Source organism: Plantibacter sp. (genome assembly GCF_059073635.1).
The window spans coordinates 144,409-170,192 of record NZ_JCACOF010000012.1; the positions used below are offsets into that span (position 1 = coordinate 144,409).

The 25,784-nt window shown below is 70.2% G+C and carries 22 protein-coding genes and 3 pseudogenes; 15 read left to right on the plus strand and 10 right to left on the minus strand.

All coding sequences use genetic code 11. The annotated features are described in order from the left end of the window. Nucleotides 1–13: 13 nt before the first annotated feature. On the minus strand, nucleotides 14–505 hold the full coding sequence (locus AC5JOC_RS17980; RefSeq protein ID WP_086473578.1) for a DUF3515 family protein: 492 nt from the start codon (nucleotides 503–505) through the stop codon (nucleotides 14–16). A 25-nt stretch (nucleotides 506–530) separates the two neighbouring features. On the opposite strand from AC5JOC_RS17980, the pseudogene thiL reads away from it, so the two are divergent. Further along, nucleotides 531–1,548 (plus strand): annotated as a pseudogene (thiL, locus tag AC5JOC_RS17985) (thiamine-phosphate kinase). A 64-nt stretch (nucleotides 1,549–1,612) separates the two neighbouring features. Here thiL and AC5JOC_RS17990 read toward each other — a convergent pair. Next, the gene (locus tag AC5JOC_RS17990) at nucleotides 1,613–2,185 is read right to left on the minus strand and encodes an RsmD family RNA methyltransferase (protein ID WP_124769089.1); all 573 of its coding nucleotides are present in this window, start codon (nucleotides 2,183–2,185) and stop codon (nucleotides 1,613–1,615) included. Between the two features lie 71 nt (nucleotides 2,186–2,256). On the opposite strand from AC5JOC_RS17990, the gene AC5JOC_RS17995 reads away from it, so the two are divergent. The 6 genes and pseudogenes from AC5JOC_RS17995 to mutM all read left to right on the plus strand — a co-directional run bounded on the left by AC5JOC_RS17995 (nucleotide 2,257) and on the right by mutM (nucleotide 7,408). Then, complete coding sequence (locus tag AC5JOC_RS17995; protein WP_079705642.1) at nucleotides 2,257–4,425, plus strand: ATP-dependent DNA helicase RecG; 2,169 nt, start codon at nucleotides 2,257–2,259, stop codon at nucleotides 4,423–4,425. 19 nt (nucleotides 4,426–4,444) lie between these two features. After that, nucleotides 4,445–4,927 (plus strand): pantetheine-phosphate adenylyltransferase, encoded by a 483-nt coding sequence (gene coaD, locus AC5JOC_RS18000; RefSeq protein WP_064296302.1) that lies wholly within the window; start codon nucleotides 4,445–4,447, stop codon nucleotides 4,925–4,927. 111 nt (nucleotides 4,928–5,038) lie between these two features. Then, complete coding sequence (locus AC5JOC_RS18005; RefSeq protein WP_079706272.1) at nucleotides 5,039–5,551, plus strand: YceD family protein; 513 nt, start codon at nucleotides 5,039–5,041, stop codon at nucleotides 5,549–5,551. Nucleotides 5,552–5,554: 3 nt separating this feature from the next. Beyond that, nucleotides 5,555–5,764, plus strand: coding sequence for a 50S ribosomal protein L32 (gene rpmF / locus AC5JOC_RS18010; protein WP_056006932.1), 210 nt, complete (start codon nucleotides 5,555–5,557; stop codon nucleotides 5,762–5,764). A 91-nt stretch (nucleotides 5,765–5,855) separates the two neighbouring features. Then, nucleotides 5,856–6,533 carry a ribonuclease III gene (gene rnc, locus AC5JOC_RS18015; RefSeq protein WP_086473824.1) on the plus strand — a complete coding sequence of 226 codons (678 nt, stop codon included), beginning with the start codon at nucleotides 5,856–5,858 and terminating at the stop codon, nucleotides 6,531–6,533. Then, nucleotides 6,517–7,408, plus strand: a pseudogene (mutM, locus tag AC5JOC_RS18020) (bifunctional DNA-formamidopyrimidine glycosylase/DNA-(apurinic or apyrimidinic site) lyase). Before rnc ends, mutM begins: the two are co-directional and overlap by 17 nt. Here the strand turns inward: mutM and AC5JOC_RS18025 are convergent. Together AC5JOC_RS18025 and AC5JOC_RS18030 are read right to left on the minus strand one after the other, a co-directional pair. Continuing rightward, nucleotides 7,359–7,886: a GNAT family N-acetyltransferase gene (locus AC5JOC_RS18025; protein WP_494246948.1), complete on the minus strand. Its 528-nt coding sequence runs from the start codon at nucleotides 7,884–7,886 to the stop codon at nucleotides 7,359–7,361. The pseudogene mutM and the gene AC5JOC_RS18025 sit on opposite strands and share 50 nt — an antisense overlap. A 295-nt stretch (nucleotides 7,887–8,181) precedes the next feature. Further along, nucleotides 8,182–8,496 (minus strand): annotated as a pseudogene (locus AC5JOC_RS18030) (GNAT family N-acetyltransferase); the annotation flags it as partial. A gap of 149 nt (nucleotides 8,497–8,645) precedes the next feature. Here AC5JOC_RS18030 and AC5JOC_RS18035 point away from each other — a divergent pair. Genes AC5JOC_RS18035 through AC5JOC_RS18045 form a run of 3 tightly spaced genes read left to right on the plus strand, consistent with a single transcriptional unit; the run spans nucleotide 8,646 to nucleotide 13,750 of the window. Beyond that, nucleotides 8,646–12,317 (plus strand): AAA family ATPase, encoded by a 3,672-nt coding sequence (locus AC5JOC_RS18035; RefSeq protein WP_494246949.1) that lies wholly within the window; start codon nucleotides 8,646–8,648, stop codon nucleotides 12,315–12,317. 54 nt (nucleotides 12,318–12,371) lie between these two features. Further along, nucleotides 12,372–13,250 (plus strand): signal recognition particle-docking protein FtsY, encoded by an 879-nt coding sequence (gene ftsY, locus AC5JOC_RS18040; RefSeq protein ID WP_064296361.1) that lies wholly within the window; start codon nucleotides 12,372–12,374, stop codon nucleotides 13,248–13,250. Continuing rightward, the gene (locus tag AC5JOC_RS18045; protein WP_192005129.1) at nucleotides 13,250–13,750 is read left to right on the plus strand and encodes a DUF2004 domain-containing protein; all 501 of its coding nucleotides are present in this window, start codon (nucleotides 13,250–13,252) and stop codon (nucleotides 13,748–13,750) included. The genes ftsY and AC5JOC_RS18045 overlap by 1 nt, the downstream gene beginning before the upstream one ends. Nucleotides 13,751–13,774: 24 nt before the next feature. Here the strand turns inward: AC5JOC_RS18045 and lipA are convergent, their stop codons facing one another. Continuing rightward, nucleotides 13,775–14,791, minus strand: coding sequence for a lipoyl synthase (gene lipA / locus AC5JOC_RS18050; protein WP_274499737.1), 1,017 nt, complete (start codon nucleotides 14,789–14,791; stop codon nucleotides 13,775–13,777). Continuing rightward, nucleotides 14,788–15,462 (minus strand): lipoyl(octanoyl) transferase LipB, encoded by a 675-nt coding sequence (gene lipB, locus AC5JOC_RS18055; protein WP_085510617.1) that lies wholly within the window; start codon nucleotides 15,460–15,462, stop codon nucleotides 14,788–14,790. The genes lipA and lipB overlap by 4 nt, the downstream gene beginning before the upstream one ends. A gap of 103 nt (nucleotides 15,463–15,565) precedes the next feature. Here lipB and ffh point away from each other — a divergent pair, with 103 nt between their 5' ends. Together ffh and AC5JOC_RS18065 are read left to right on the plus strand one after the other, a co-directional pair. Further along, nucleotides 15,566–17,119, plus strand: a complete 1,554-nt coding sequence (gene ffh / locus AC5JOC_RS18060; RefSeq protein WP_064296308.1) for a signal recognition particle protein — start codon at nucleotides 15,566–15,568, stop codon at nucleotides 17,117–17,119. Nucleotides 17,120–17,135: 16 nt separating this feature from the next. Continuing rightward, on the plus strand, nucleotides 17,136–17,516 hold the full coding sequence (locus AC5JOC_RS18065; protein ID WP_079705647.1) for an META domain-containing protein: 381 nt from the start codon (nucleotides 17,136–17,138) through the stop codon (nucleotides 17,514–17,516). A 10-nt stretch (nucleotides 17,517–17,526) separates the two neighbouring features. Here AC5JOC_RS18065 and AC5JOC_RS18070 read toward each other — a convergent pair whose 3' ends face one another. Continuing rightward, entirely contained in the window at nucleotides 17,527–18,669 is a 1,143-nt protein-coding gene (locus tag AC5JOC_RS18070) for a glutamate--cysteine ligase (protein ID WP_430891333.1), read from the minus strand. 251 nt (nucleotides 18,670–18,920) lie between these two features. On the opposite strand from AC5JOC_RS18070, the gene rpsP reads away from it, so the two are divergent. Genes rpsP through rimM form a run of 3 tightly spaced genes read left to right on the plus strand, consistent with a single transcriptional unit; the run spans nucleotide 18,921 to nucleotide 20,248 of the window. Next, nucleotides 18,921–19,346, plus strand: coding sequence for a 30S ribosomal protein S16 (rpsP, locus tag AC5JOC_RS18075; protein WP_064296311.1), 426 nt, complete (start codon nucleotides 18,921–18,923; stop codon nucleotides 19,344–19,346). 2 nt (nucleotides 19,347–19,348) lie between these two features. Next, nucleotides 19,349–19,600, plus strand: a complete 252-nt coding sequence (locus tag AC5JOC_RS18080; protein ID WP_064296312.1) for an RNA-binding protein — start codon at nucleotides 19,349–19,351, stop codon at nucleotides 19,598–19,600. Beyond that, a complete protein-coding gene (rimM, locus tag AC5JOC_RS18085; protein WP_236555410.1) occupies nucleotides 19,601–20,248 on the plus strand; it encodes a ribosome maturation factor RimM in 648 nt (215 codons plus the stop codon). It abuts the gene before it with no gap. Between the two features lie 93 nt (nucleotides 20,249–20,341). On the opposite strand, the gene AC5JOC_RS18090 is transcribed toward rimM, so the two are convergent. The 3 genes from AC5JOC_RS18090 to AC5JOC_RS18100 are packed head-to-tail and all read right to left on the minus strand — an operon-like array spanning nucleotide 20,342 to nucleotide 25,609. Next, a complete protein-coding gene (locus AC5JOC_RS18090; protein WP_494246950.1) occupies nucleotides 20,342–22,003 on the minus strand; it encodes an FAD-dependent oxidoreductase in 1,662 nt (553 codons plus the stop codon). Then, complete coding sequence (locus tag AC5JOC_RS18095; protein ID WP_494246951.1) at nucleotides 22,000–24,153, minus strand: molybdopterin oxidoreductase family protein; 2,154 nt, start codon at nucleotides 24,151–24,153, stop codon at nucleotides 22,000–22,002. The genes AC5JOC_RS18090 and AC5JOC_RS18095 overlap by 4 nt, the downstream gene beginning before the upstream one ends. 37 nt (nucleotides 24,154–24,190) lie before the next feature. Beyond that, nucleotides 24,191–25,609: an MFS transporter gene (locus AC5JOC_RS18100; RefSeq protein WP_124769098.1), complete on the minus strand. Its 1,419-nt coding sequence runs from the start codon at nucleotides 25,607–25,609 to the stop codon at nucleotides 24,191–24,193. Between the last annotated feature and the right edge of the window lie 175 nt (nucleotides 25,610–25,784).

Consider the following 25,784-nt stretch of genomic DNA (forward strand, 5'->3'; position numbering starts at 1 on the left):
GCGCCGGGAACGGTCAGCCGTCGGTGGGGATCGGGAGCTCGGCGTCGCCGAGGGCGGTGCACTTCCCGGTGACGGGGAGCACGGACACGGCAGGCGCCAGATCGGCCAGGACGGTGCTGCTGGCGACGGCGTCGCCGTCGAGCACGATCTCGACCGCGGGCGTGCGCCCGAAGGTGGTGAACCGGTAGTTCGGCGCGTCGGCGTCGTCGATGATCCAGTCGACGCCGTTCACCGACTGGCACTGCTGCGTGGTCGGGCCGGGGATCGCGACGCCGCAGTGCAGGAGGACCGTCGCGGGATCGCCCCAGGCGCCGGTGGCCTGGGCGTCGGTCCCTCGCTCGGGCAGTTCGGCGACGACGTCGGGCAGACGCACCGTGACCTCAGCGCACTGCGGGTTGTTCGCATCGGCGGCGGGTTCGAGCGCGACGGCGGGCGCGCAGCCGGCGAGGGCCAGGGTTGCGGCTGCGGCGAGGGCGGTGGCGAGGAGCACACGAATCGGGGACATCGCCCACCAGGCTACCGTTGATCCCATGAACGAGTCTGGGAGCGCGTCCGACGATCACGGAACGGTCGGGCCCTGTGTCGGGGACCTCGCCGAGGGGGAGCTGCTCGAGCGCATCTTCCCTCGCCTGCCGCACGCCGACGCCGAACTCCTCGGGCCGGGTGACGATGCCGCGGTCGTCCTGGCGCCGGACGGTCGGTTCGTCGTCACGACGGACACGATGATCCACGGGCCGGACTTCCGGCTGGCGTGGTCGAGCGCCCACGACCTGGGGTGGAAGGCTGCGGCCAGCAACCTGGCGGACGTCGCGGCGATGGGGGCGCGTCCGACGGCACTCGTCGTCGCACTCGCCATGCCCAAGCACCTGCCGGTCGCCGTGCTCGACGGGTTCGCAGACGGACTTGCGCGACGCCTGTGCCGAGCTCGCGCCCGGCTGCGGTGTCGTCGGCGGCGATCTGGCCGTGTCCGACGTCTTCATGATCGCGGTGACGGCGTTCGGCGACCTGGAGGGTCGTGCCCCCGTCCGACGTGACGGAGCGCGACCCGGCGACGTGGTCGCGGTCGCGGGGGAGTTGGGTTCGGCTGCGGCAGGCCTGCGACTCCTCTTCTCACGTGGGGTCGACGCCGACGGCGTGCCCTCGGCCGAGGCAGCGGCCGGCCTGCGACGCGATCACCGGGTCGAGGTGGAGGCACAACTCGCACCACGGCCACCGATCGCCGCCGGTGTCGTCGCCGCCGTCGCCGGTGCCACGGCGATGCTCGACCTGTCGGACGGGCTCGCGCTCGACGCCGGTCGCCTCGCGCGGGCGAGTGGGGTCGCGATCGACCTCCGGGCCGAGGACCTGGGTGCCGACGTGGCGCTCGCCCTCGCCGGCGGCGAGGACCACTCCCTCCTGGCGACGTTCCCGGCCGCCACCACGATCCCCGCCGGCTTCCGGACCATCGGCACGGCCCGGACCGGTGCCGGAGTCCTCGTCGACGGTGTGGCCTACGACGGCCGCGCCGGCTGGGACCCCTACCGCGACTGGGACGACGCGTCCGGTTGAGCGGTGTGCCCGGCCGCCGTGGCGCGAGGACCGTGCGGTGACGCGGTGACGGTGACGCGGTGACTCAGACCGGCGTGATCCACCAGACGACGGTCTCGCCGTAGGTGCTCTTCCGCAGGACCTCGAGCGCTGGGGGAAGGGTCGGTTCGGGCGAGCGGGAGCTCCGCTCGACGAGCACGAGCCCGTCGTCGGTGACCAGACCGACGAGCGCGGCGAGGTTGGCCGTGAGCTCCGCCTCGGGGAGGTCGTACGGGGGATCGATGAAGACGAGGTCGGACGGGACCGTCGCCCCGGACAGGTAGGCGCCGACCGACTTGGCGTGCACCGTGATGCGTGGTGCCGCACCGCGAGGTGCTGCCGAGGTCACGATCCTCGCGTTGTCCCGACACAGCTTCGCGGCCTCAGACCCGCGGTCGACGAGGGTGACCACGGCGGCACCCCGGCTGGCGCACTCGAGCCCCAGCGACCCCGACCCTGCGTACAGGTCGAGCACTTCGGCTCCGGCGAGCACGTCGCGGGCCTCCAGCGCGGAGAAGAGCGCCTCGCGGACGCGATCGCTCGTCGGTCGTGTCCCGCTGCCCGGGACCCGGATCGTGCGTGATCCGGCGAAACCCGAGATGATCCTGATGCCGGCCATGGTCCCATCCTCGCAGGCTGCGCGAAGCCGAGCGAACCGCGGTGTCCGAGGTCCGGAATAGAATCGACGGCATGACGGGGATCGAGCTGGGCACGAAGCTCGGCGGTGTCCTCGGCGGCCGAACCGCGACGGCACTCCAGAAGGCGTTCGGCGTCGAGACCGTCGGCGACCTCCTCGAGCACTACCCGCGTCGCTACGCGAAGCGCGGCGAGCTGACGGTCATCGGCCTGCTGCCGCTCGGCGAGGACGTGACGATCGTCGCCGACGTCCTCGAGGTCCGCGACCGCCAGATGAAGCAACGCAAGGGTTCCATCCTCGAGGTCGTCATCTCCGACGGTCAGGGTCGGCTCAACCTCACCTTCTTCAACCAGCCCTGGCGCGCGAACGAACTCCGGCCGGGACTCCGCGGCATCTTCGCAGGCAAGGTCGGCGACTACCGCGGCAGTTATCAGCTCGCCCACCCGCAGTACCAGATCTTCCCCGACGACGCTGAAGCCCCGGCGCTCGCCGACGCCCAGGCGAAGGCGTGGTCGGAGGCCCCCATCCCGATCTACCCGGCGACGAGCACGATCACGAGCTGGAACCTCAGACAATCCGTCGAGCTGGTTCTGGACGCCCTGCCGCCGCAGGAGGACCCCGTCCCGCGGTCGGTCCGGGCGGCGAGGGGTGAGCTCTCCTTCGACGCCGCCATCCGTGCCGTCCACCGCCCGACGGTCGATCGTGACTGGCAGCGCGGTCGCCGCAGCCTGCGGTACCAGGAGGCGTACCTCCTCCAGACGGCCCTGCTCCAGCAGCGCGCCGCCACCCGTGCGCTGGCGGCCGAACCCCGCGTGCCGAAAGCCGGCGGCTACCTCGAGCGCCTCGATGCCGCGCTCCCGTTCGAGCTGACCGGCGACCAGCAGACGGTCGGCACGGAGATCGCGGCCGATCTCGCGCAGCCCAATCCGATGAACCGGCTCGTCCAGGGCGAGGTCGGCTCGGGCAAGACGCTCGTCGCCCTCCGGGCCATGGCGGCCGTCGCCGACAGCGGGGGACAGTCGGTGCTGCTGGCGCCCACCGAGGTCCTCGCGGCGCAGCACCTGCGGTCGATCGTCCGTTCGCTCGGCCCCGACCTCTCGGCCGAACTCATGCCGACGCTGCTCACCGGCCAGCTGCCGACGTCCGATCGCAAACGGGCGCTGCTGCGGATCGTCGCCGGCCAGGCCCGGATCGTGATCGGGACGCACGCTCTGCTGGGTGACGCCGTGACCTTCGCCGATCTGGGGATGGTCGTCGTCGACGAACAGCACCGCTTCGGCGTGGAGCAGCGCGACCAGCTCCGCCAGAAGGGACGCACACCGCCGCACGTCCTCGTGCTGACCGCGACGCCGATCCCACGGACCGTGGCCATGACCGTCTTCGGCGACCTCGACGTCAGCATCATCAAGGAGCTGCCACGCGGGCGGCAGGGGATCGAGAGCTTCGTGGTCGCCCTGGCCGATCACCCGCGGTGGATCTCCCGCGTCTGGGAGCGCCTCGCCGAGGAACTCGCGCAGGGGCGGCAGGGGTTCGTGGTGTGCCCGGCGATCGACGCCAAGGAGGTCGAGCCCGGTGAGGAACTCGAGGAGGACGCCGACCCGGCGCGCCCGATCGCGTCCGTGCTCACCACGGTGGAGCAGCTGCGTACCCACCCGCTGCTCGCGTCGCGACGCATCGACGTCCTCCACGGCCGGATGAGCGCGGAGGAGAAGGACCGGACGATGCGGGCCTTCGCCGCCGGTGAGATCGACGTGCTCGTGGCGACGACGGTCATCGAGGTGGGCGTCGACGTCCCCAACGCCTCGACGATGGTCGTGCTCGACGCGGAGCGCTTCGGGGTGTCGCAGCTCCACCAGCTCCGCGGACGCGTCGGTCGAGGCGGCGTCCCGGGGCTGTGTCTGCTCGTCACCGCGGCGGAGGCGGAGAGCACCGCACGCGAGCGCGTCGACGCGGTGGCCGCGACGCTCGACGGCTTCGACCTCGCGCAGGTCGACCTCGAGCTGCGGCGCGAGGGCGACGTCCTCGGCAGCATGCAGTCGGGCGGGCGGTCCTCGCTCAAGCTGCTCCGGGTCGTGCACGACAGCGAGGTCATCATCGAGGCGCGGGCGGATGCCGCCGAGCTCCTCGACACCGATCCCGACCTCGCCGACCACCCGGTGCTGGCCGAAGCGCTCCGCCGACGCCTCGACGAATCCGACCGCGCCGCGCTCGCCAAGAACTGAGCACCGATAGGCTGGCGGCATGAAGCGGATCGCCGTCGTCCCCGGATCGTTCGACCCAGTCACCCTCGGTCACCTGGATGTCATCGAGCGGGCGGCGCGCATCTTCGACGAACTGCACGTGCTGGTCGTGCACAACCCCGACAAGTCCGCGCTGCTGCCGATGCCGCAGCGGGTGTCCTTGCTCGAGCGCTCCATCGCCGACGGCGGATTGCCCGACAACATCGTCGTCGCGCAGTGGAACGTCGGCCTGCTCGTCGACTACTGCACGGACGTCGGCGCGAGCGTGCTCGTGAAGGGCATCCGCTCGCAGGTCGACGTCGCGTACGAGACGCCCATGGCCATCATGAACCGCAGCCTCGCCGGCGTGGAGACGGTCTTCCTCCTGCCTGATCCCGCGCACGCGCACGTCTCCAGTTCACTCGTCCGGCAGGTGGCCGCGCTCGGTGGCGATGTCAGCCCGTACGTCCCGCAGGTGGTGGCGACCTTCCTCCAGGAGGGCTAGGGCGTCCTCCCGGTCGGGTTCGGCGTAGAATCGTCGATCGTGACTAGGAAGAGAACGAACAATTCGCCGTTCAGCGTCAATGTGCGCGATCTGGTGAACCGTCCCGGGGAGATGCGCGAGCACGACCTCGAGGTGGTGCTCGCCGAGCGCTGGGGCGAGGGTCTGGTCGCCGTCCAGGAGGGCACGACGCTCTCCGAGCAGGTGCGTCTCGAGTCCGTGCACGAGGGGATCCTCGTGACCGTCGACGTCGACGCACTGGCGACCGGCGAGTGCGGCCGTTGCCTCCGCGACATCGAACTGCCTGTCGAAGTCGAGATTCAGGAACTTTTCGCGTATCCTAATTCGGAAGCGTCTGACTTCGAGGTTCACGACGACCACGTGGATCTTGAACCTCTGGTCAGAGATGCGGTAGTTCTCGCATTACCGTTTCAGCCGGTGTGCCAGCCGGATTGCCCCGGACTCGACCCCGAGACCGGTGAGCGGCTGGCCGAACGTCCGGAACGACACCCTCACGACGTCGCAGATCCTCGCTGGTCTGCGCTCGCGGGCTTGTCCTCAGACTCCGTACTTGACACAGACGCCAGTAGCGCCCAGCGCGCCGCTGCAGACACAGAAGAGAGATAGATCATGGCTGGAAACCCCCCGAAGCGGAAGGTCTCGCGCTCGAACACCCGCTCGCGTCGCTCGCAGTGGAAGGCCGCCGTGCCGACGCTCGTGAAGACGGTGGAGAACGGCCGCGTCACGTACAGCCTGCCGCACCGCGCCAAGGTCGTCGAGGACTCGCAGGGCACCGCCCTGTACCTCGAGTACAAGGGCCGCAAGGTCGCAGACGTCTGATCCGCGCGTTGAACGTCCGCGTTCGAACAGCGTGAACACGAATCATTCCGACCACACCGGAATCGGCTCCGCATCGGAGACCGATCCCGGTGTGGTCGTTTTCGCACGGCAACTGGGTGTCGACGTCTCGTACGAGCTGCTCGACCTGGCGCTGACGCACCGCTCGTACGCGTACGAGCACGGTGGACTCCCGCACAACGAGCGCCTCGAGTTCCTCGGCGACTCGATCCTCGGGCAGGCCGTCACCGTCATGCTCTACCGCGACTTCCCGCACCTCGACGAAGGGCAGCTGGCGAAGCGTCGGGCGAGCCTCGTCTCGACGATCGCGCTCGCCGAGGTCGCGCGTTCGATCGGTCTGGGCGAGCGGATCAAGCTCGGCAAGGGCGAGGACCAGACCGGAGGCCGCGACAAGGCGTCCATCCTGGCCGACACGATGGAGGCCGTCATCGGCGCGACGTACCTGTCGGCCGGACCCGACGCCGCGACGGCACTCGTCCTGCGCCTGGTGAACCCCCTCCTCGAGAACCCTGAGCGCTTCGGCGCGGCGATGGACCCGAAGACGAGCCTCCAGGAGGCCGCCGCGGCCATCGGTGCGCCGGCGCCCGTCTACGAGATCGCCAGCTCCGGCCCCGACCACAACCGACGGTTCGTCGCGACGGTCACCGTGGGCACCGCGGTCACGGCGACGGGCTCCGGCACGAGCAAGAAGCACGCCGAGATGGCGGCGGCCCTGGAAGCCTGGTCGAGGATCAGTGCCGGAACTCCCTGAGGTCGAGGTCGTCCGCGCCGGCTTGGAGCCCGCCGTCAGCGGCGCGACGATCGCCGGCGTCGAGGTCTTCGACGAACGCTCCCTGCGCCGCCACGCGAGTGGTGTCGCCGACTTCACCGCACGGCTGACGGGGCGGACCATCCGATCTGCCGTCCGACGCGGGAAGTTCCTCTGGTTCCCCCTCGACGACGATGAGGCGATCGTCGGTCACCTGGGCATGAGCGGGCAGATGCTGCTCCGGTCACCTGGCGATGACGCCGACCGACTCCTGCGCATCCGCTTGCAGTTGGAGCATCCCGAGCACGGCGAGCTCTGGCTGCACTTCGTGGACCAGCGGATCTTCGGCTCCATGGCGGTGACCGCGCTCGTCCCGACGACGGACGGAGCCGCAGGTGGGTTCGGCGACGAGGTCGCGATGGTGCCCGACCAGGTCGCGCACATCGCCCGCGACCCGATGGACCCGGCCTTCGACGACGCCGGCTTCCTCCGACGACTGCGCGAGAAACGCACCGGTGTGAAGCGGGCGCTCCTCGATCAGACCCTGGTCAGCGGGATCGGCAACATCTACGCGGACGAGTCGCTCTGGGCGGCGCGCATCCACCCCGAGCAGGAGACCGCCCGTCTCGGGCTCGGACGCGCCGGCCGGCTGCTCGAGGAGGTCCGTGCCGTGCTCGCCAAGGCCCTGGCCGAGGGCGGGACGAGCTTCGACGCCCAGTACGTGAACGTCAACGGTCAGGCGGGGTACTTCGCCCACAGCCTGAACGCCTACGGACAGGCAGGGCAAACCGTGCGCGCGCTGCGGCACGCTCATCGTCCGCGAGCAGTTCATGAACCGGGGCTCGCACCGCTGTCCCGTGTGCCAGCGCCGCACCTGACGATCAGTCGTCTGCGGGGGAGTCGGCGCTGCCACTCTCCGGAGTAGCCGACGATGCGGAACCCGAGTCGGTCGTTGATCGCGAGCATGTGCGCGTTCTCGTCGGCGTTCCAGGTGTAGATCCGGGACCGCTCGGGTGCCTGATCGGCGAGTGCGAGGAGGTTCGCCGCCTTCATCCAGAGTCCGAGGCCGTGTCCCCGGTGGTCGGCGAGCACGAGCGTGTCCCACTGCTCCGCGTGTTCCTTGCCCTCGCCGAGGACGAGCTCGCTGTACCCGGCGACCGCGCCGCTGTCGCGGTGGACGGCGGCGACGACGATCGCGTGGTCGCCAGACGCCGCCAGCTGTGCCTCGCGGGCGCGGACCCGCTCGGGCGTCCAGACCTCGGGGTCGAGTTCCAGATCGGCGGCCGGGATGTCGGTCGCCATGTGTTCGCGGGCCGTGGCGAGCGAGCCGAGCAGCTCGTCGGGGGTGCGGTCCACCCAGTGCACGAGGCGGTACTGCGTGCCCGGCTCGGGCGGTCGACGTCGCGACGATGTCCGGCAGCTCCCCGAGCATCGAGGCGAGGTCGCAGCGGTTGGTCCGCTCGACCTGGGCGAGGGCGTATCCACGATCGAGCATGAACCGGCTGGCCGCGGCGTTCGCGGGGATCGCCCGTTCGCCGACGCTCGCACCGAGGAGCGGTTCGCCGGCCGGGATGTCGTCGACGGCGTGCTGGGTGAAGGCGGTCACCGTCGGGCGACCGGCCGCGAGGGCCCGTCGCTCCAGCTCCGACAGGAGCGCTGTGCCGATCCCACGACGACGCGCGTCGGGGAGGACACCGACGTCCAGGGAGGCCGTCACCGCGTCGGCCTCGGTGCCGTACCCGAGCCAGCCGCGACCGACCACACGGCCGTCGAGGGCGGCGGCGAGCAGGACGCGTCGCTGGAACCGCTGGTCGCGGTACTCGGGCAGGGTCATTGCGGAGGTCAGAGCGAAGTCGTCGGTGGACCAGATCTCCGCTTCGAGCGTGTTCGCGACCTCCTGGACCGCGTCGAACACGGCTGAGCTCCCGGACGCCGGGATCTCGACCTCGTCGATCGTGACGCGCATCGTCGCCTCCCTCCCACACCAGACCGTCCTGGGTGATGCGGTCCATGCTACGACCGCCCCGGCGGGCCGGCACAGCGTGGTGTCCCTCGTCCGTCCGCGGATTCGCTACCGTAGTGCACAGCATCCGCGACGCGGGAGAGGAGGTGCGCGTGTACCTGAAGAGCCTGACGCTCAAAGGGTTCAAGTCCTTCGCGCACCCCACCACCTTCGCGTTCGAGCAGGGCGTCACCTGCGTCGTGGGTCCCAACGGTTCCGGCAAGTCGAACGTCGTCGACGCGCTCGCCTGGGTGATGGGCGAGCAGGGGGCGAAGACCCTCCGCGGCGGCAAGATGGAGGACGTCATCTTCGCCGGCACGTCGACCAGGGGCCCGCTCGGTCGAGCCGAGGTCACGCTCACCATCGACAACAGCGACGGCGCACTGCCCATCGAGTACACCGAGGTGACGATCAGCCGCACCCTGTTCCGCAACGGCGGGAGCGAGTACGCCATCAACGGCGACACGTGCCGGTTGCTCGACGTCCAGGAGCTCCTGAGCGACTCCGGGCTGGGCCGCGAGATGCACGTCATCGTCGGGCAAGGACAGCTCGACGCGGTGCTGCGGGCGACGCCCGAGGAGCGCCGCGGCTTCATCGAGGAGGCGGCCGGCATCCTGAAGCACCGCCGACGCAAGGAGAAGACGCTCCGGAAGCTCGAGGCGATGCAGACCAACCTCACGCGGTTGAGCGACCTCGCCGGCGAGATCCGCCGGCAGCTGAAGCCGCTCGGTCGTCAGGCGGAGATCGCCCGGGAGGCGCAGACGATCGCCGCGGTCGTCCGCGACGCCCGCGCTCGGATCCTCGCGGACGACGTCGTGGGCCTCCGGCGTTCCCTCGATGAGCACAACCGCTCGGAGAGCGAGCGCCACAGCGAGCGCCTCGTCCTCCAGGAGCAGCTGGAACAGGCGGAACTGCGGATCAACCGGATCGAGCAGGCGCAACTCGGCGACGCGGTCGACGACGCCCGCCGGATCACCTTCGAGCTCGAGAGCGTGCAGGAGCGCCTCCGGAACCTGTACACGCTCGCCAACCAGCGGCTCGCGCTCCTCGGATCATCGACGGACACGACGGCCGCCGAACCGCGGATCACGAAGCAGATGGTCGCCGACGCGACCGCGGAGATCGACGGACTGCGGGTGGCGGTCGCCGACGCGGAGCGCGCGTTGCAGGAGGCGCAGGCGGACACCCGCGCGAAGCGTGCCGCACTCGACGCGGTGGACGTCGAGATCGCAGCGCAGAGCGCGCTCGTGTCACGACACGACCTGGAGCTCTCCAAGCTCGCGGGCGCCGTCGACGCCGCCGGGTCCAAACTCGCCGCGGTCCGTGGCGAGGCGTTGCGCCAGCAGAACGCGATCGACGCCGCTGCCCTCCGTCTGGACGCGGCACGGCTGGAGTACGAGGCGCTCGAGGACGACCCGACCCTGGCGGACGCCGCCGACTCCGGACTCGACGACGCCTACGAGGCGGCCCAACGCGGCGCGGCGGAGGCCGAAGGGGAGATCGAGGGCCTGCGCGAGCAGCTCCACACCCTCGAACGTGAACGCGATTCGCTCGGTGCCAAGACCAGTGCACTCTCGCGCGCCCTCGACCTCAAGACCGGCTCGGCCGAACTCGCATCGAGCGGTCTCGACGGGATCGACGGGATCGTCGCGGACCGGGTGCAGGTCCGACCCGGCCACGAGTCGGCTGTGGCCGCAGCGCTCGGCACGCTCGCGGAGGCCGCCGTCGCCGTCGACCGGCACGCTGCCCGGCGGGCGCTCGATCACGCGGCCGATCAGGATCTCGGCCGGGTCGAGATCGTCATCGCCGACGGTGCGCGAGACGTCCCGGACGTGCCCGCCGGGTTCACCTCGGCTGCCGAGCTGGTGGAGGCCCCTCCTGGCGTGCTGGGGATCCTCGCCTCGGTCCTCGTCGTCGACTCGCTCGACGACGCGATCGCGGCGTACGACCGACTCGGCTCGTCGCTCAGCGCGTTCACCCTCGTGACCCGTGACGGCGCGGTCGTCACGGACAGCATCGTCCGCGGGGGGAGCGGCGGAGCGCAGAGCCGCATCGAACTGCTGGCCGAACGTGATGCGGCAGCCGATCGACACGGCGAGGTCGAGTCGCTCATCGAACGGGCGCGCTTCGCACTGGCCGAGCAGCGCACGATCCTGCAGGAGGCGAAGCAGACCGCGCAGGCTGCGCTCAGCGCCCTCCGCGAGTTCGACGCCAACCGTGCCTCACAGGCCGAGCGCGTGAACCGGGTCACGGTCCGATACGAATCCGCGCAGGCCGAACACGACCGCCTGCTCGCCGCTGCCGGGACGGCGGAGGCGGCCGTCGCCGACGCCGCTGCCGCCGTGGAGCGGGCCAAGCTGGACCACGACACCGCTCGCGCGCGTCCACGACCGCTCCTCGACGTCTCGGCACGCGATGGGCTCTCCGCCGAACTGGACGCGGCGCGCGAGGCCGAAGTGCAGCACCGCCTCCTCCTCGAGACCGCGCGCGAACGCGTGCGGGCTGAGGAGCTCGCGGTCGCGAACCTCGAGCGGCAGCGGCAGGCCGACCAGGCGGCAGCGGAGGAAGCGGCTCGGCGTGCCGTCATCCGTGCGCGCCAGGCCGCGGCCGCCACCGCCGTGACGGAGGCGCTCCCGCCCGTCCTCGACTCGGTCGACCGGTCGGTCACCGAGGCCCGCGTCGCGCTCGCGGCAGCCGAGGCGACGCGGTCCAGCCGGAACGCCGAGCTCGTGCGACTGCGCGGCGAGGAGCACACGCTCCGGCAGCGGCTGCAGGTCGTCACCGAGAGCGTCCACGGCCTCGAACTCCAGATCTACGAGAAGAAGCTCCACTTGTCCGGTCTGCTCGAGCGAGCCGGGTCGGAGCTGGGGCTCGTCGAGGACGTGCTCGTCGCCGAGTACGGGCCCGAGGTTCCGGTGCCCGTCGACCCTCCGACACCCCGCGCGACCGCCCGCTCGGCTGTGCGAACGGCCGACGACACCGGTCCGGAGGTCTCACCCGAGACGGCGACGCCCGACTCGGACGAGGCGCCCGAGGCGCTTGCCGACGGTTCCGTGACGCCGGACGCCGAGCCGGAGGAGGAACCCACCGAGGAGTCGGACGACGTGCCGACGACGCCCTACGTCCGCGCCGAGCAGCAGAAGCGTCTCGCAGCAGCGGAGCGCACCTACGCCCAACTCGGGCGGGTCAACCCGCTCGCGCTCGAGGAGTTCGCGGCACTCGAACAGCGCCACCGCTTCCTCACCGAACAGCTCGCCGACCTCACCAGCACCCGCGCCGACCTGCTGTCGATCATCGAGGACATCGACGGGAAGATGGAGGTCATCTTCGCCTCGGCGTTCGCCGACACCGAAGCCGCCTTCACCGAGGTGTTCCCGATCCTGTTCCCGGGCGGCACGGGCAGCATCTCGCTCACCGACCCCGAGCACATGCTCACCACGGGCATCGAGGTGTCGGTCAAGCCCGCCGGCAAGAAGATCGAGCGCCTGTCGCTCCTGTCGGGCGGGGAGCGCTCGCTCGCCGCGGTCGCCCTCCTCATCGCCATCTTCAAAGCCCGACCGAGCCCGTTCTACATCATGGACGAGGTGGAGGCGGCCCTCGACGACGCGAACCTCGGGCGGCTCCTCACCATCTTCGAGGACCTCCGTCAGACGAGCCAGCTCATCGTCATCACGCACCAGAAGCGCACCATGGAGATCGCCGACGCCCTCTACGGCGTCTCGATGCGCCAGGACGGGGTGTCGGCCGTCGTCGGTCAGCGCGTGGCAGCGGAACGCGCGAGCTGATCCGGTCTCGTCCCCACGCGACGGGACCGCGTCGCCGACGGCTACGCTGAGACCATGGCTGCACGCACACCCTGGTCACTCTCCGGTGCCCTCAAAGGCATGTTCCAACGTCCGACGATCGACGAGACCACCTGGGAGGACCTCGAGGACGCGCTCATCGGCGCCGACTTCGGCCCCGACGTCACCGAGTCGATCGTCACGGGCCTGCACGCCTCCGTGGACCGCTACCGGACCACCGACCCGCGCGACCTCCAGCGCATGCTGCGCGAGGAGGTCGAGGAGCGGCTGTCGAAGTTCGACACGACGCTGAAGCTCAGCGAGCGTCCGGCGGTCGTCCTCGTCGTCGGCGTCAACGGGGTCGGCAAGACGACCACCATCGGCAAGTTCGCGAAGTTCCTCCGCAACTACGACCGCACCGTCGTCGTGGGGGCAGCGGACACCTTCCGCGCCGCTGCCGTCGAGCAGCTGGCGACGTGGGCTGAGCGCGCGGGCGCACAGATCGTCCGCCCCCAGCAGCAGGGGCAGGACCCGGCCTCCGTCGCCTTCCAGACGATCGAGTACGCCAAGCAGACCGGCACCGAGATCGTCATCATCGACACCGCCGGTCGGCTGCAGACGAAGGGCGGGCTCATGGACGAGCTGTCCAAGATCCGTCGCGTCGTCGAGAAGCAGGCGCCCATCGCCGAGGTCCTCCTCGTGCTCGACGCGACGACCGGTCAGAACGGTCTGTCGCAGGCGCAGGCGTTCATCGAGCACGCCGGGGTGACCGGGCTCGTCCTGACGAAGCTCGACGGCTCCGCGAAGGGCGGGTTCGTCCTCGCCGTGCAGGAGAAGACCGGCATCCCGATCAAGCTCGTCGGTCAGGGCGAGGGCATCGGCGACCTCACCGGCTTCACGCCGCACGTCTTCGCACAGAACCTGGTGGGCAGCTGATGGCGATCGAACACGACTACTTCGGCATCATCGCGACCGAGCCTGGCGGTGGCGTCTACTGGTCCGACAACATCGACGTCGGGGAGCAGTCCGTCTCCATCTCGTTGAGCGCCCCCGACGAGGACGACATCCCGGCCGACGCACTCGACCTGGCGGCGGCGATGATCCTCGCCCTGGAGGGCTTCGACCTGCGCTCGCGTGAGGCGATGCTGAGCGAGGTCGACGACCGCACCTCCGAGGTGACCGAGTACATCATCCAAGCCGTCGAGGAGCTGGGGGAGTCCCTGCCGGACGTCCTGGTCGACGAGTCCGGAGACCGCGACGTCGACGTCATCCGGTCGATGACGCTGCTGAGCGTCGGGTTCGCGCCGCACCAGCACAACGGCGACGAGGCGTTCGCGATCTTCGAGTACTCGCTCGACGCGGACCAGCTCGACGGCGTGCTCATGGTCGCGTACAGCTCCGACGGCGAGGTCACCGGGGTCACGAGCGAGGACTGAGCCCGACAGGTCGAGGCGTCGGCCTCAGACCGCCTGGGCGAAGCCGAGTGAGGCGTCTGCGAGGTGCTGCAGTCCCTCGGGGACCTCGCGGCCCTTCGCCGTCATCGACTGCGCCCAGAGGCGTCCGGCGCGATAGGACGATCTGACGAGCGGTCCCGCGAGCACACCGAGGAACCCGATCTCCTCGGCCTCCTCCTTGATCTCCAGGAACTCCTGCGGCTTGACCCAGCGGTCGACCGGGAGGTGTCGAGGCGTCGGCCGGAGGTACTGGGTGACGGTGATGATGTCGGTGCCGGCCTCGTGCAGATCCTCGAGCGCCTGACTGATCTCGCTCCGGTCCTCGCCCATCCCGAGGATGAGGTTGGACTTCGTGATGAGGCCGGCGGCACGCGCCTGGGTCAGGACGTCGAGGGAGCGCTCGTAGCGGAAGGCGGGCCTGATCCGCTTGAAGATGCGTGGGACCGTCTCGACGTTGTGTGCGAACACCTCCGGTCGGGAGGCGAACACCTCGCCGAGGAGGTCGGGGTTGCCGGAGAAGTCGGTCGCGAGGATCTCGACCCCCGTCCCCGGGTTCGTCTCGTGGATGCGCCGGACGGTCTCGGCGTGCAGCCACGCCCCCTCGTCGGGGAGGTCGTCGCGCGCCACACCGGTGACGGTCGCGTAACGCAGCCGCATCCGCTGCACCGAGTCGGCCACCCGCCGTGGCTCGTCACGGTCGTAGTCGGCCGGCTTGCCGGTGTCGATCTGGCAGAAGTCGCAGCGCCTCGTGCACTGCGACCCTCCGATGAGGAAGGTCGCCTCGCGGTCCTCCCAGCACTCGAAGATGTTCGGGCAGCCGGCTTCCTGGCAGACCGTGTGGAGGCCCTCCTCCTGCACGAGCGCCTGGAGCTGCCGGTACTCGGGTCCCATCGTCGCGCGGGTCTTGATCCAGTCGGGCTTCCGCTCGATGGGGGTCTGGGCGTTCCGGACCTCGAGTCGCAGGAGCTTCCGTCCGCCGGTGTCCGCCGTGGGAACGGGTGCCGGTGCGCCGCAGCCGCTCACGCGGCCGCTCCGATCGTGGTCACGGACGCGGCCGTCCAACCGGGCCGGAGCGCTTCGAAGATCTCGGAGACGCGCTCGGCGACGTCGCTCGGCGTGATCCGTCGACCGAGCTCGGCGCTGATCGTGGTGACCCCGGCATCGGCGATACCGCACGCGACGATGTGGCCGAAGGGCTCGAGGGAGTTGTCGCAGTTGAGCGCGAAGCCGTGCAGCGTGACCCCCGCCTGCACCCGGACACCGACGGCGCCGATCTTCGCGGCCGGTCCGCCGGCGACGGGGTCGACCCAGACACCCGACCGTCCGTCGATGCGGCGGCCGATGACGCCGAGCTCGGTGATCGTCTGCAGCATGACCTCCTCGAGCAGGCGGACGTGCGCGACGACGTCGACCGGCTCCGGGAGGCGGACGATCGGATAGCCGGTGAGCTGTCCGGGTCCGTGCCAGGTGATGCGGCCGCCGCGGTCGACCTCGACGACCGGTGTGCCGTCGTCGGGACGCTCATGCGGCCGGGTCAGCTTGCCCGCCGTGTACACGGGCTCGTGTTCGCACAGGATGAGGTGCTCCGGCCCTGCTCCGCTGACGACCGCCTCATGGACCCGACGCTGCAGCGCCCAACCCTCGCGGTACGGGACGAATGCGGGCGCGAGCCCGGCGATGAGGAGCTGTGTCATGGCCGCCACGATAGCATTGTTGGACGCCGTCCAAATACTCATCTTCCAGCCGTGGCGGCGATCGACCGGGTCGCGCCGCGGTCTGCCCTAAACTGGAGGGATCATGGCAACGTTCGGCACACTCTCTGACCGCCTCGCGGACACGTTCAAGAACCTCCGCACCAAGGGCAAGCTCTCCGCGGCCGATGTCGACGGCACCGTCCGCGAGATCCGTCGCGCCCTCCTCGACGCGGACGTCGCACTCGACGTCGTCAAGGACTTCACGGGTCGCGTGCGCGAGCGCGCCCTCGGCGACGAGGTGAGCAAGGCCCTCAACCCGGCGCAGCAGGTCGTCCAGATCGTCAACGACGAGCTCGTCACGATCCTCGGCGGACAGCAGCGCCGTCTCGAGTTCGCGAAGAAGCCGCCGACCGTCATCATGCTCGCCGGGCTCCAGGGCGCCGGAAAGACGACACTCGCGGGCAAGCTCGCCAAGTGGCTCAAGAAGGACGGCCACACGCCGCTCCTCGTCGCGTCCGACCTCCAGCGCCCCAACGCCGTCAACCAGCTCCAGGTCGTCGGAGAGCAGGCGGGCGTCCCCGTCTACGCTCCCGAGCCCGGCAACGGGGTCGGCGACCCGGTCAAGGTCGCCCGCGACGGCGTCCGGTTCGCCGAGCAGAAGCTCTACGACACCGTCATCGTCGACACCGCCGGACGACTCGGCGTCGACGCCGAGCTCATGAAGCAGGCGTCGAACATCCGCAAGGCGGTCGATCCCGACGAGGTCCTCTTCGTCATCGACGCGATGATCGGTCAGGACGCGGTCGCGACGGCCAAGGCCTTCCTCGACGGCGTCGACTTCACCGGTGTGGTGCTCTCGAAGCTCGACGGCGACGCCCGCGGTGGTGCGGCACTCTCGATCGCCTCGGTCACCGGACGCCCCATCATGTTCGCGTCGACCGGTGAGGGTCTCGACGACTTCGAGCCGTTCCACCCCGACCGCATGGCGAGCCGGATCCTCGACCTCGGTGACATCCTCACCCTCATCGAGCAGGCGCAGCAGAACTTCGACGAGGAGGAGGCGCGCAAGGTCGCGGAGAAGTTCGCGACCGACTCCTTCACGCTCGACGACTTCCTCAAGCAGATGCAGCAGCTGCGCGGCATGGGTTCCATCAAGAAGATGATGGGCATGCTCCCCGGCATGGGGCAGATGAAGGAGCAGCTCCAGAACTTCGACGAGCGCGAGATCGTCCGCACCGAGGCCATCATCCAGTCGATGACCACGGCCGAGCGCACGAACCCGAAGATCCTCAACGGATCCCGGCGCCTGCGCATCGCCAAGGGTTCCGGCATGACCGTCACCGAGGTCAACGCCCTCGTCAACCGCTTCGAGCAGGCGGCCAAGATGATGAAGACCGTCGCCAAGGGTGGCGTGCCGAACATCCCCGGGATGGGTCCGGTCCCCGGTGCGCGGACGAACCGACCGAAGCCGCAGGCCAAGAAGAAGGGTTCCCGCTCAGGCAACCCGGCCAAGCGCGCGGCGGAGAACGCCGGTGCCGTCGAGACGCAGGCTGCCGCTACGGGCGCTGGATTCGGCCTCGGCGGCGGTTCGTCGTCGGGATCGGCAGCCCCGACCGAGGCGGAGCTCGCCGAGCTGCAGAAGTTCCTGGGTCGCTGAGTCGAGCGGAGGTGGTATGCGCGCGCTGAGGACAGCGGCTTCGGTCGTCGCAGTCGTCCTGGCCGCGGGCATGCTCGCCGGGTGCTCCGCTCCGTCTCCGGGCGAACGCGTCCTGGGCACCTGGGGTGAGGGGACCGGCGCGGCCGACCCGCACCTGGTGTTCACCGACGACGGTCGCGTGAGTGGTTCGGACGGCTGCAACAGCCTCTCCGGCTCCTGGCGCGCCGAGGACGACGCGGTCGTCGTCTCCGACGTCGCGAGCACCCTGATGGCGTGCCCGGGCGTCGACACCTGGCTGCGGGGGATCGCACAGGCGACGCTCTCGGACGACGGCGGGCGCCTGACCGTGACCGACGACGCCGGCACGCGGATCGGGACGCTCGACCGCGCTGAGTGACGCCGCCTCGTCAGGCGGAGGGCTGGACCCCGTGTCGCAGCTCCTTCGCGAGCGAGCTCACGACCGCCTGCAGGCTGCCGCCGTTCGCGTGGGCGACGGCGAGCTGTCGCTGGTAGCTCGCGCCGTGCTCGATGATCGTGGCGATGCTCGCCAGTTCGTCCGCACAGCCGAGCCGGCGAGCGACCGGCGCGAGGGTGTCGAGCAGGTCGTGCAGGTCGTCGGTCACGAGGCGCTCGTGGCCCGAGGAGTCGAGGATGATCTCGGCGTCCAGGCCGTACCGCGCCGCACGCCACTTGTTCTCGCGGACGTACCACGGCTGCAGGGTCTGCAGGCGCTCTCCGGCGTCGAGGCGGTCGGACAGGTGTTCGGTGAGGCAGTGGATGAGCGAGGCGAGGGCGCCGAACTCCGCGACGGTCGACGCTCCGTCGCACGCGCGCATCTCCACCGTGCCCCACTGCGGCGACGGTCGAACGTCCCAGCGGACCTCGGTGTGGTCCTCGATGATGCCGGTCACCGTCATGTCGTCGACGTAGGCCTCGAACTGCTCCCAGTCCGAGAGCTGGTAGGGGAGGCCCGCCGTCGGGAGCTGCTGGAACATGAGCGCGCGGTTCGACGCGTACCCGGTGTCGACCCCGCCCCAGTAGGGGCTGGACGCCGACAGCGCCTGGAGGTGGGGCAGATAGGTCAGCAGCCCGTTCATGATCGGGAGGACCTTGTCGACCGTCTCGACGCCGACGTGCGCGTGCACGCCCCAGATCATCATGTTGCGACCCCACCACTGGGTGCGGTCGATGAGCTTGTGGTAGCGGGGCTTGTCGGTGACCTGCTGGTCGTACCACTGGCCGAACGGGTGCGAACCGCTGCAGATGAGTTCGACGCCCATCGGATCCGTGATCGCCCGCACCTCGGCCAGCTGGCCCTCGAGGTCCGCGATCGCCTCGGGGACCGTGTGGTGCACACCCGAGACGAGTTCGACGGTGTTGAGCAGCAGCTCGTTGGTGATCTGCGGATGATCGGAACCGTCGCTCGTGCGGAGTTCCGACAGGACGGTGTCCGCTGCGCCGACGAGATCGCCGGTGTCGCGGTCGACGAGGGCGACCTCCCATTCGAGGCCGACGGTCGAACGCTCGGATCTGGCGAACTCGATGGGCATTGGCGTCGACCTCCCGCAGGGCGCGGCCGGATGCCACGCGCCAGCCCATCTTCACACGGGGTGGAGGGGTCATCCGGTATCGGTGTCGCCGGATTACCCAGATCGCCCGATGTCTGGCAGAATAGAGAGTTGAGTCTGCGCGGAGTTCGACCCTCTATCCGACGCCCGCAGCAACCACAGTTTTCGCGTCGAGCGTGTGGCCCCACCTTTCGGCAGCGAGCACATCAAACATCACATCATTCAGGAGAATCGTGGCTGTCAAAATCCGTCTCAAGCGTCTCGGCAAGATCCGTGCGCCGTACTACCGCATCGTCGTCGCAGACTCGCGCACGAAGCGCGACGGTCGTGTCATCGAGGAGATCGGCAAGTACCACCCCACCGAGGAGCCCTCGTTCATCGAGGTCGACTCCGAGCGTGCGCAGTACTGGCTCAGCGTCGGCGCCCAGCCGACCGAGCAGGTCGCAGCACTCCTCAAGCTCACCGGTGACTGGGGCAAGTTCAAGGGCGACAAGGACGCCGTGAGCACCGTCCGCGTCAAGGAGCCGAAGGCCGCCTTCGTCGCCGACGAGAAGAAGAAGCCCGTCCTCAAGCCGAAGGCTGAGGCCCCCGCGGCCAAGGCTGCTCCGGCCGAGGCCGAGGCGCCCGCTGCCGACGCCGCTGAAGCAGAGCAGGCGTAGTCTTGCTCGCTCCCGCGCTCGAACATCTCGTCAAGGGGATCGTCGATCACCCGGATGACGTTCGCGTCACGGCACAGAACTCCGCCCGTGGCGAGGTCCTCGAGGTTCGTGTGAACCCCGAGGACCTCGGCCGGGTCATCGGTCGTGCCGGCCGGACGGCCAAAGCCCTGCGCACCCTCGTGGCAGCGCTGGCAGACGGTCGGCGGGTCCGGGTCGACGTGGTCGACACGGACGCCTCCGGCGCCAGCGCGTAGGTGGCGGACGAGACGGAGCCGAAGACCCAGTTGCGGGTCGGTCGGCTCACGAAAGCCCATGGCCTGAAGGGCGCCCTGAAGGTCGAGCTCTACACGGATGAGCCGGAGCACCGGTTCACCCCGGGCGCGACGTTCACGCTCCAGGTCCCCGCAGGATCGAAGTGGCGCGGCAAGACGCTCGAGCTCATCGAACTGCGCTGGTACAACAGCCAGCCGGTCGCCTTCTTCGTCGGCATCTCCGATCGCAGTGAGGCGGAGACCCTCGTGAAGGCGATCCTCTGGGTCGAGCAGGACCCCACCGAGCTACCGGTCGACGACGACGCGTGGTACGACCACCAGCTCGTCGGGTTGGCCGTGCACCGCGACGGCGTCGCCGTCGGTACCGTCGCTCGCGTCGACCACTTCCCGGCTCAGGACCTCCTGATCGTGAAGACCGGCGACGGCGAGGTCATGGTCCCGTTCGTCAAGGCGATCGTCCCCACGGTCGACATCGCCGCCGGGATCGTCACGGTCACGCCGCCCACCGGCCTGTTCGAGGAACTCCCGGAGGCCGACGACGCCCCCGAGACGACGACGGCCGGCCCAGCCGAATCCGAGGCCTCCGACGAGGCTCAGGACGACACCGGAGCGTCGCAGCCGGAGCAGTAGATCGCGTTCCGAGTCGGTTCTCCCGGCTCGGAACACCCACGACGGAGGCGTCGGTTGCGTGCAACCGGCGCCTCCGTCGTCGTCTCCGGCAGATCACGCCGGTACCGGCTCGCTCTGACGATCACCGTCCGCGACCCGCTCGAGGACCGCGGCGATCCGGCCGGTGCACCCACCGCAGCCGGTACCGGCGCGGGTCGCCTTGCCGATGCAGGCAACCGTGGTACTGCCCGATTGCGCGGCATCCATGATCCTGCCGACCGTCACGCCGTTGCACGTACAGACGGTCGTCGAGGGGGCGAACGCATCGGCGGAGGCACCACCGATCGCGTCCGGCCCGTCGAGCCGGAGGAGGACCGAGCGATCCGCCGGCAGTTCGCCGCCCCCGTCGTACAGGAGCGTCAGCTCGGCCGCAGTTCGCGGCATACCGATGCAGACGAAGGCGGTCAGGACCCCGGCGCGGGTGATCATCTTGACGTAGCGGCCGTGGTCGGGGTCCGCCCACACCGAGACGCTGCGCGGAGCGGCCGGATGCACGCTGCACCCGTCAGCGGTCGTCGACTCGACGTCCCAGGGCTCGGCCTGGACGTCGCCGACCGCGACGACGTCGACCCGCTCGGCCTTGAGTGCGACGGTGCTCGCCCGCTCGACCGGTGGTGGACCCAGCTCGAGCGGTGGTCCGCCGGCCGCGGCCTCGATCAGGAATCGAGCGGCGAGCCACTCGGCCTGCCGCCATCCTGGGCCGATGAGCCCCGACGGGCCGCCGGGGACGATGCGCTCGCTGCGCAGCTCCGGTGTCGGCGCCAGCACGTGCGCGCAGTCGCCGATGGCGAAGATCCGTTCGTCCGACCAGCTGCTGAGGTCTTCGCCGACGAGCACGCCGGAGCCGACACGGACCCCGGCGAGGATCGCCAGATCGGCGCGTGCGCTCACCCCGCACGACAGGACGAGCAGATCGCCGGTGATCCGTTTCCCGTCAGCGGTGATCAGCGCATCGAAGTGCCTCCCGCCCGCGGGGTCGTCCCGATGACCGATCGCCTCGGCGCGGCTGTGTGCGATGACCTCCACGCCTGCTGCCCGCAGCGCCGCGGCGAGCACGGAGCCGCCGCCGCGGTCGAGGTTCCGCGGCATCGGGGTGGGGCCGTGGTGGACGACGACCACGTCGGCGCCGGCGCGCGCGGCGGAGAGCGCGAGCTCCAGTCCCAGGACACCGGCACCCAGGACGACGATCCGGCCGCCGGATCGGACGACCCCGGCGACGGTGTCGGCGTCCGCGAGGTCACGCAGGGTGCAGACGCCGCGGGGGAGGTCGTGGTCGGACAGCAGCAACGACCGTCCATACTTCTCGAGCGCCGGGAGGTCCCGCTTCCGTCGATCGACGCCGTCGAGTGTCGGAACGTTCGCGCGCGCACCCGTCGCCAAGACGAGGCGGTCGTAGGGGAGCGTCTCCCCGGTGTCGAGTTCGACGGTCCGCGTCTCGCGATCGATCTGCATCGCGGTCGTGCCGCGCAGGACACGGATACCGTCCAGGGCGAGGTCCTCGGCACTGACGAGCGTCATGTCGGCGAGTCCGGTCGAGCCGACCGCGTGATCGGCGACCAGCACCCGGTTGTACGCGTCGACCGGTTCCTGCCCGACCACGGTCACGTCGATCGAGCCGTTCCGCACGCCAGGGGCGACCTCCTCGGCGAATCGCGCACCGACCGGGCCGAATCCGACCACGACGATGCGGAGTGCGCGACCTGGTCGCGGACTCATCGGAGGGCTCCGGTCGCTGTGGCTTCCGGCAGCGGTGTGCCAGCGGCCGGGCGCAGCCGCACCGCCGCGCGCTTGAAGTCCGGCATCCCCGAGATCGGATCGACCGCGTCCTGCGTCAGGAGGTTCGCCGACGCGTCGCCCGGGTAGTGGAACGGCAGGAAGACGGTGTCGTGACGGATGTCGCCGTCGACACTGGCTCGAGCCGTCAGCGTGCCCCGACGGTTCGAGACCTCGACCAGTCCGCCTTCGACGATCCCGAGTCGTGCCGCCGTCGCGGGGTGGACCTGGACGAAGACTTCGGGACGGGCGTCGTCGAGCTCGGGGACGCGGCGGGTCTGGGTGCCCGACTGGTAGTGCTCGAGGAGGCGTCCGGTCGTCAGGGTGAGTTCCTCCCCGGTCTCCGGTGACTCCGAGACCGTCGCGGGGCGGACCGGGATGATCCGGGCGAGACCGTCGTCGTGTGCGAACCGTTCCGTGAACAGCCGGGGCGTGCCGCCGCTGCCGACGGGGAACGGCCAGTACGCGGCGAGCCCGGTGTCGAGGAGGGCGTGGCTCAGTCCCGAGTAGTCGGCGAGGCCTCCGGCGGATGCGGCCGCCAACTCGTCGAACACGATCGACGGGTCCAGCTCGAATCGGCCCGGAGCATCGAGACGACGGGCGAGTTCGTGCATGATCCAGAGCTCGCTGCGGACGCCGACCGGAGCATCGAGCGCCCGCCGGCGGCGGATCACGCGCCCCTCCAGCGAGGTCATGGTGCCCTCCTCCTCCGCCCACTGCGTCGTCGGGAGGACGACGTCTGCGAGCGCGGCGGTCTCCGACAGGAAGAAGTCGCAGACGACGAGCAGCTCGAGGCGGCCGAGTCCGTCCCGGACCGTCTGCACGTTCGGAGCGGATACGACGACGTTCGAGCCGTGGACCAGGAGGGCGTGCACGCCCTCCGGTTCACCGAGGCGGTTGAGGAGGGCGACGGCCGGCAGCCCGGGACCGGGGATCGATTCGACCGGCACACCCCATACCTCGGCGACGTGACGGCGGGCTTCCGGATCGGTGATCTTGCGGTACCCGGGCAGTTGGTCGCACTTCTGACCGTGTTCGCGACCGCCCTGGCCGTTGCCCTGGCCGGTGAGCGTGCCGTAGCCCGATCCCGGCCGGCCCGGTAGTCCGAGCACGAGTGCGAGGTTGATGGCGGCGGTGGCCGTGTCGGTGCCGTCGACATGCTGCTCGACGCCGCGACCGGTGAGGATGTAGGTGCCGTCCGAGGCGGCGAGCCGACGAGCCACGTCTCGGAGGACCGGCGCCGGCACGCCGGTCACGGATTGGACGCGTTCCGGCCACCACGCGCTCACGCTGCGGCGCAGGCCGTCCAGCCCGGTCGTGCGCTCGGCCAGGTAGGCCTCGTCTGCGAGCCCTTCGGCGAGGACGATGTGCGTGAGCCCCAGGAGCAGGACCAGATCCGTCCCGGGCGCGGGCTGCACGTGGAGTCCACGACCGGTCTCGGTGAGTCGCGCGGTGGCCGAGCGGCGCGGATCGACCACGATGAGGCCACCGGAGGCCTGAGCACCGACGAGATGACCGATGAACGGGGGCATCGTCTCCGCGACGTTGGATCCGAGGAGGAGGACGGTCGACGCACCGTCGAGGTCCTCCAGTGGGAACGGCAGCCCCCGGTCGATCCCGAACGCACGGTTGCCCGCTGCCGCGGCGGAGGACATGCAGAACCGGCCGTTGTAGTCGATCCGGCTCGTCCCGATCGCGATCCTGGCGAACTTGCCCAGCTGGTAGGCCTTCTCGTTCGTGAGGCCACCGCCTCCGAAGACTCCGATCGCGTCCGCCCCGCGCTCACCACGGATGCGGAGGATGGTCGATGCGACGAGGTCGAGGGCCGCATCCCAGCTCGTCTCGACCAGCTCACCGGTGGCGTCGCGCACCAAGGGGGTCGTGAGGCGATCGCCCCGCGCGAGGAGCTCGGCCGACGTCCACCCCTTCTTGCAGAGGCCGCCCCGGTTCGTCGGGAAGTCCCGCCCGGCGACGTCGACCGGGAGCCTCGGAGCGACCCCGTCCACCGCCGTCGTTCGGGTGAGGGACATCGCGCACTGCAACGCGCAGTACGGGCAGTGGGTGTCGGTCACCGGGGCGGTGGGACGAGGCATGCGTGGTCCTTCGGTCAGGAGCGGGTGGAGCGACGGCTCACAGTCGTTGGCCGGCGAGTGACGCGTTCTTGCGGAAGTAGACGAGGAAGGTGACCGCGAACAGGACGACATACGCGCCGATGAAGCCGATGAACGCGGCCGAGTAGCTACCGGTCGCGCCGTGCGAGAGCCCGAGGATCTGTGGGATGACGAAGCCGCCGTAGGCACCGATCGCGGAGATGAGCCCGAGCGCGGCGGCGGCCTTGCGCTGCGTCCCGACGTCGCCGCTGCGGTGGTGGGCGTCGCGCAGGCCGGATCGCGCCGCGAAGACGCTCGGGATCATGCGGTACGTCGAGCCGTTCCCGACACCGGCGGCGACGAACAGGAGCAGGAAGCAGCCGAGGAACAGCCAGAAGTTCGCCAGCGGCAGGGTCCACAGCACCGCGAGCGCTCCCAGGGCCATGACGGCGAACGCACTCATCGTGACGACGGCCCCACCGAAGCGGTCGGCGAGACGCCCACCGAAGGGGCGTGCCAGCGAACCGATCAGGGCTCCGAGGAACGCGAGCGAGATCGACGCGGAACCGACGGCGAAGGAGGAGAAGTCGGGGAACTGGTCCGCGATGAGCTTGGGGAACACACTCGCGAAGCCGATGAACGAGCCGAAGGTGCCGATGTACAGGAGTGCGAGGAGCCAGAGGTGCGGTTCCCGCAGCGCGGCGGCGGATCCGCGGAGGTCCGCCTTCGCTGACGACAGGTTGTCCATGTAGCGGTAGGCACCGAACATCGCGAGGAGGATGAAGGGGACCCAGATCCATCCGGCGAGACTCAGGTTGAGGGTGGCGGCGGCTCCGACGGTGACCGCGATGGGGACGACGAACTGTGCGACCGCTGCTCCGAGGTTGCCGCCCGCCGCGTTCAGCCCGAGCGCCCAGCCCTTCTCCCGCTGCGGGTAGAAGTAGGTGATGTTCGACATGGAGCTGGCGAAGTTGCCACCGCCGAACCCGGCGAGTCCGGCGACGACGAGCATGACGCCGAACGGGGTGTCCGGATTGCCCACACACAGCGCGAGCGCGATGGACGGGATGAGGAGCAGCCCCGCCGAGATGATCGTCCAGTTCCGCCCGCCGAAGCGCGGGACCATGAACGAGTACGGGAACCTGAGGGTCGCACCGACGAGGCTCGGCATCGAGATGAGCCAGAAGGTCTCGGCCGTGGAGAACGAGAACCCGGCCGTCGGGAGCATGACGACGACGATGCTCCAGAGCTGCCAGACCACGAAGCCGAGGAACTCCGCGAAGATCGACCACCGGAGGTTCCGCCCGGCGATGCCGCGGCCCTCCCGGTCCCAGAACGCGCTGTCCTCGGGGTTCCACCCGTCGATCCAACGACCGGGGCGGTGGGTCAGTGCGACCGGGGTGACGGTCGGTGTCGCCGTGGTCGGTGGGGCGTCGACTGCTTCGAGGTTCGTGGTCATGGCTGCTCCGAGCGTTCGGTGAAGCGGGACGGGACGTGTGCTGTCTCCGAAGCTACCGACGCCGTGTTTCGGGGCCCCACCCGCGAGGTAACACCTGGATCACCGCCTGCTCACAGGCACTCATCACCCCGGTGAGGCGGATGACCGCGCGCGGTCCAGGAGCCGGACCGGCCGC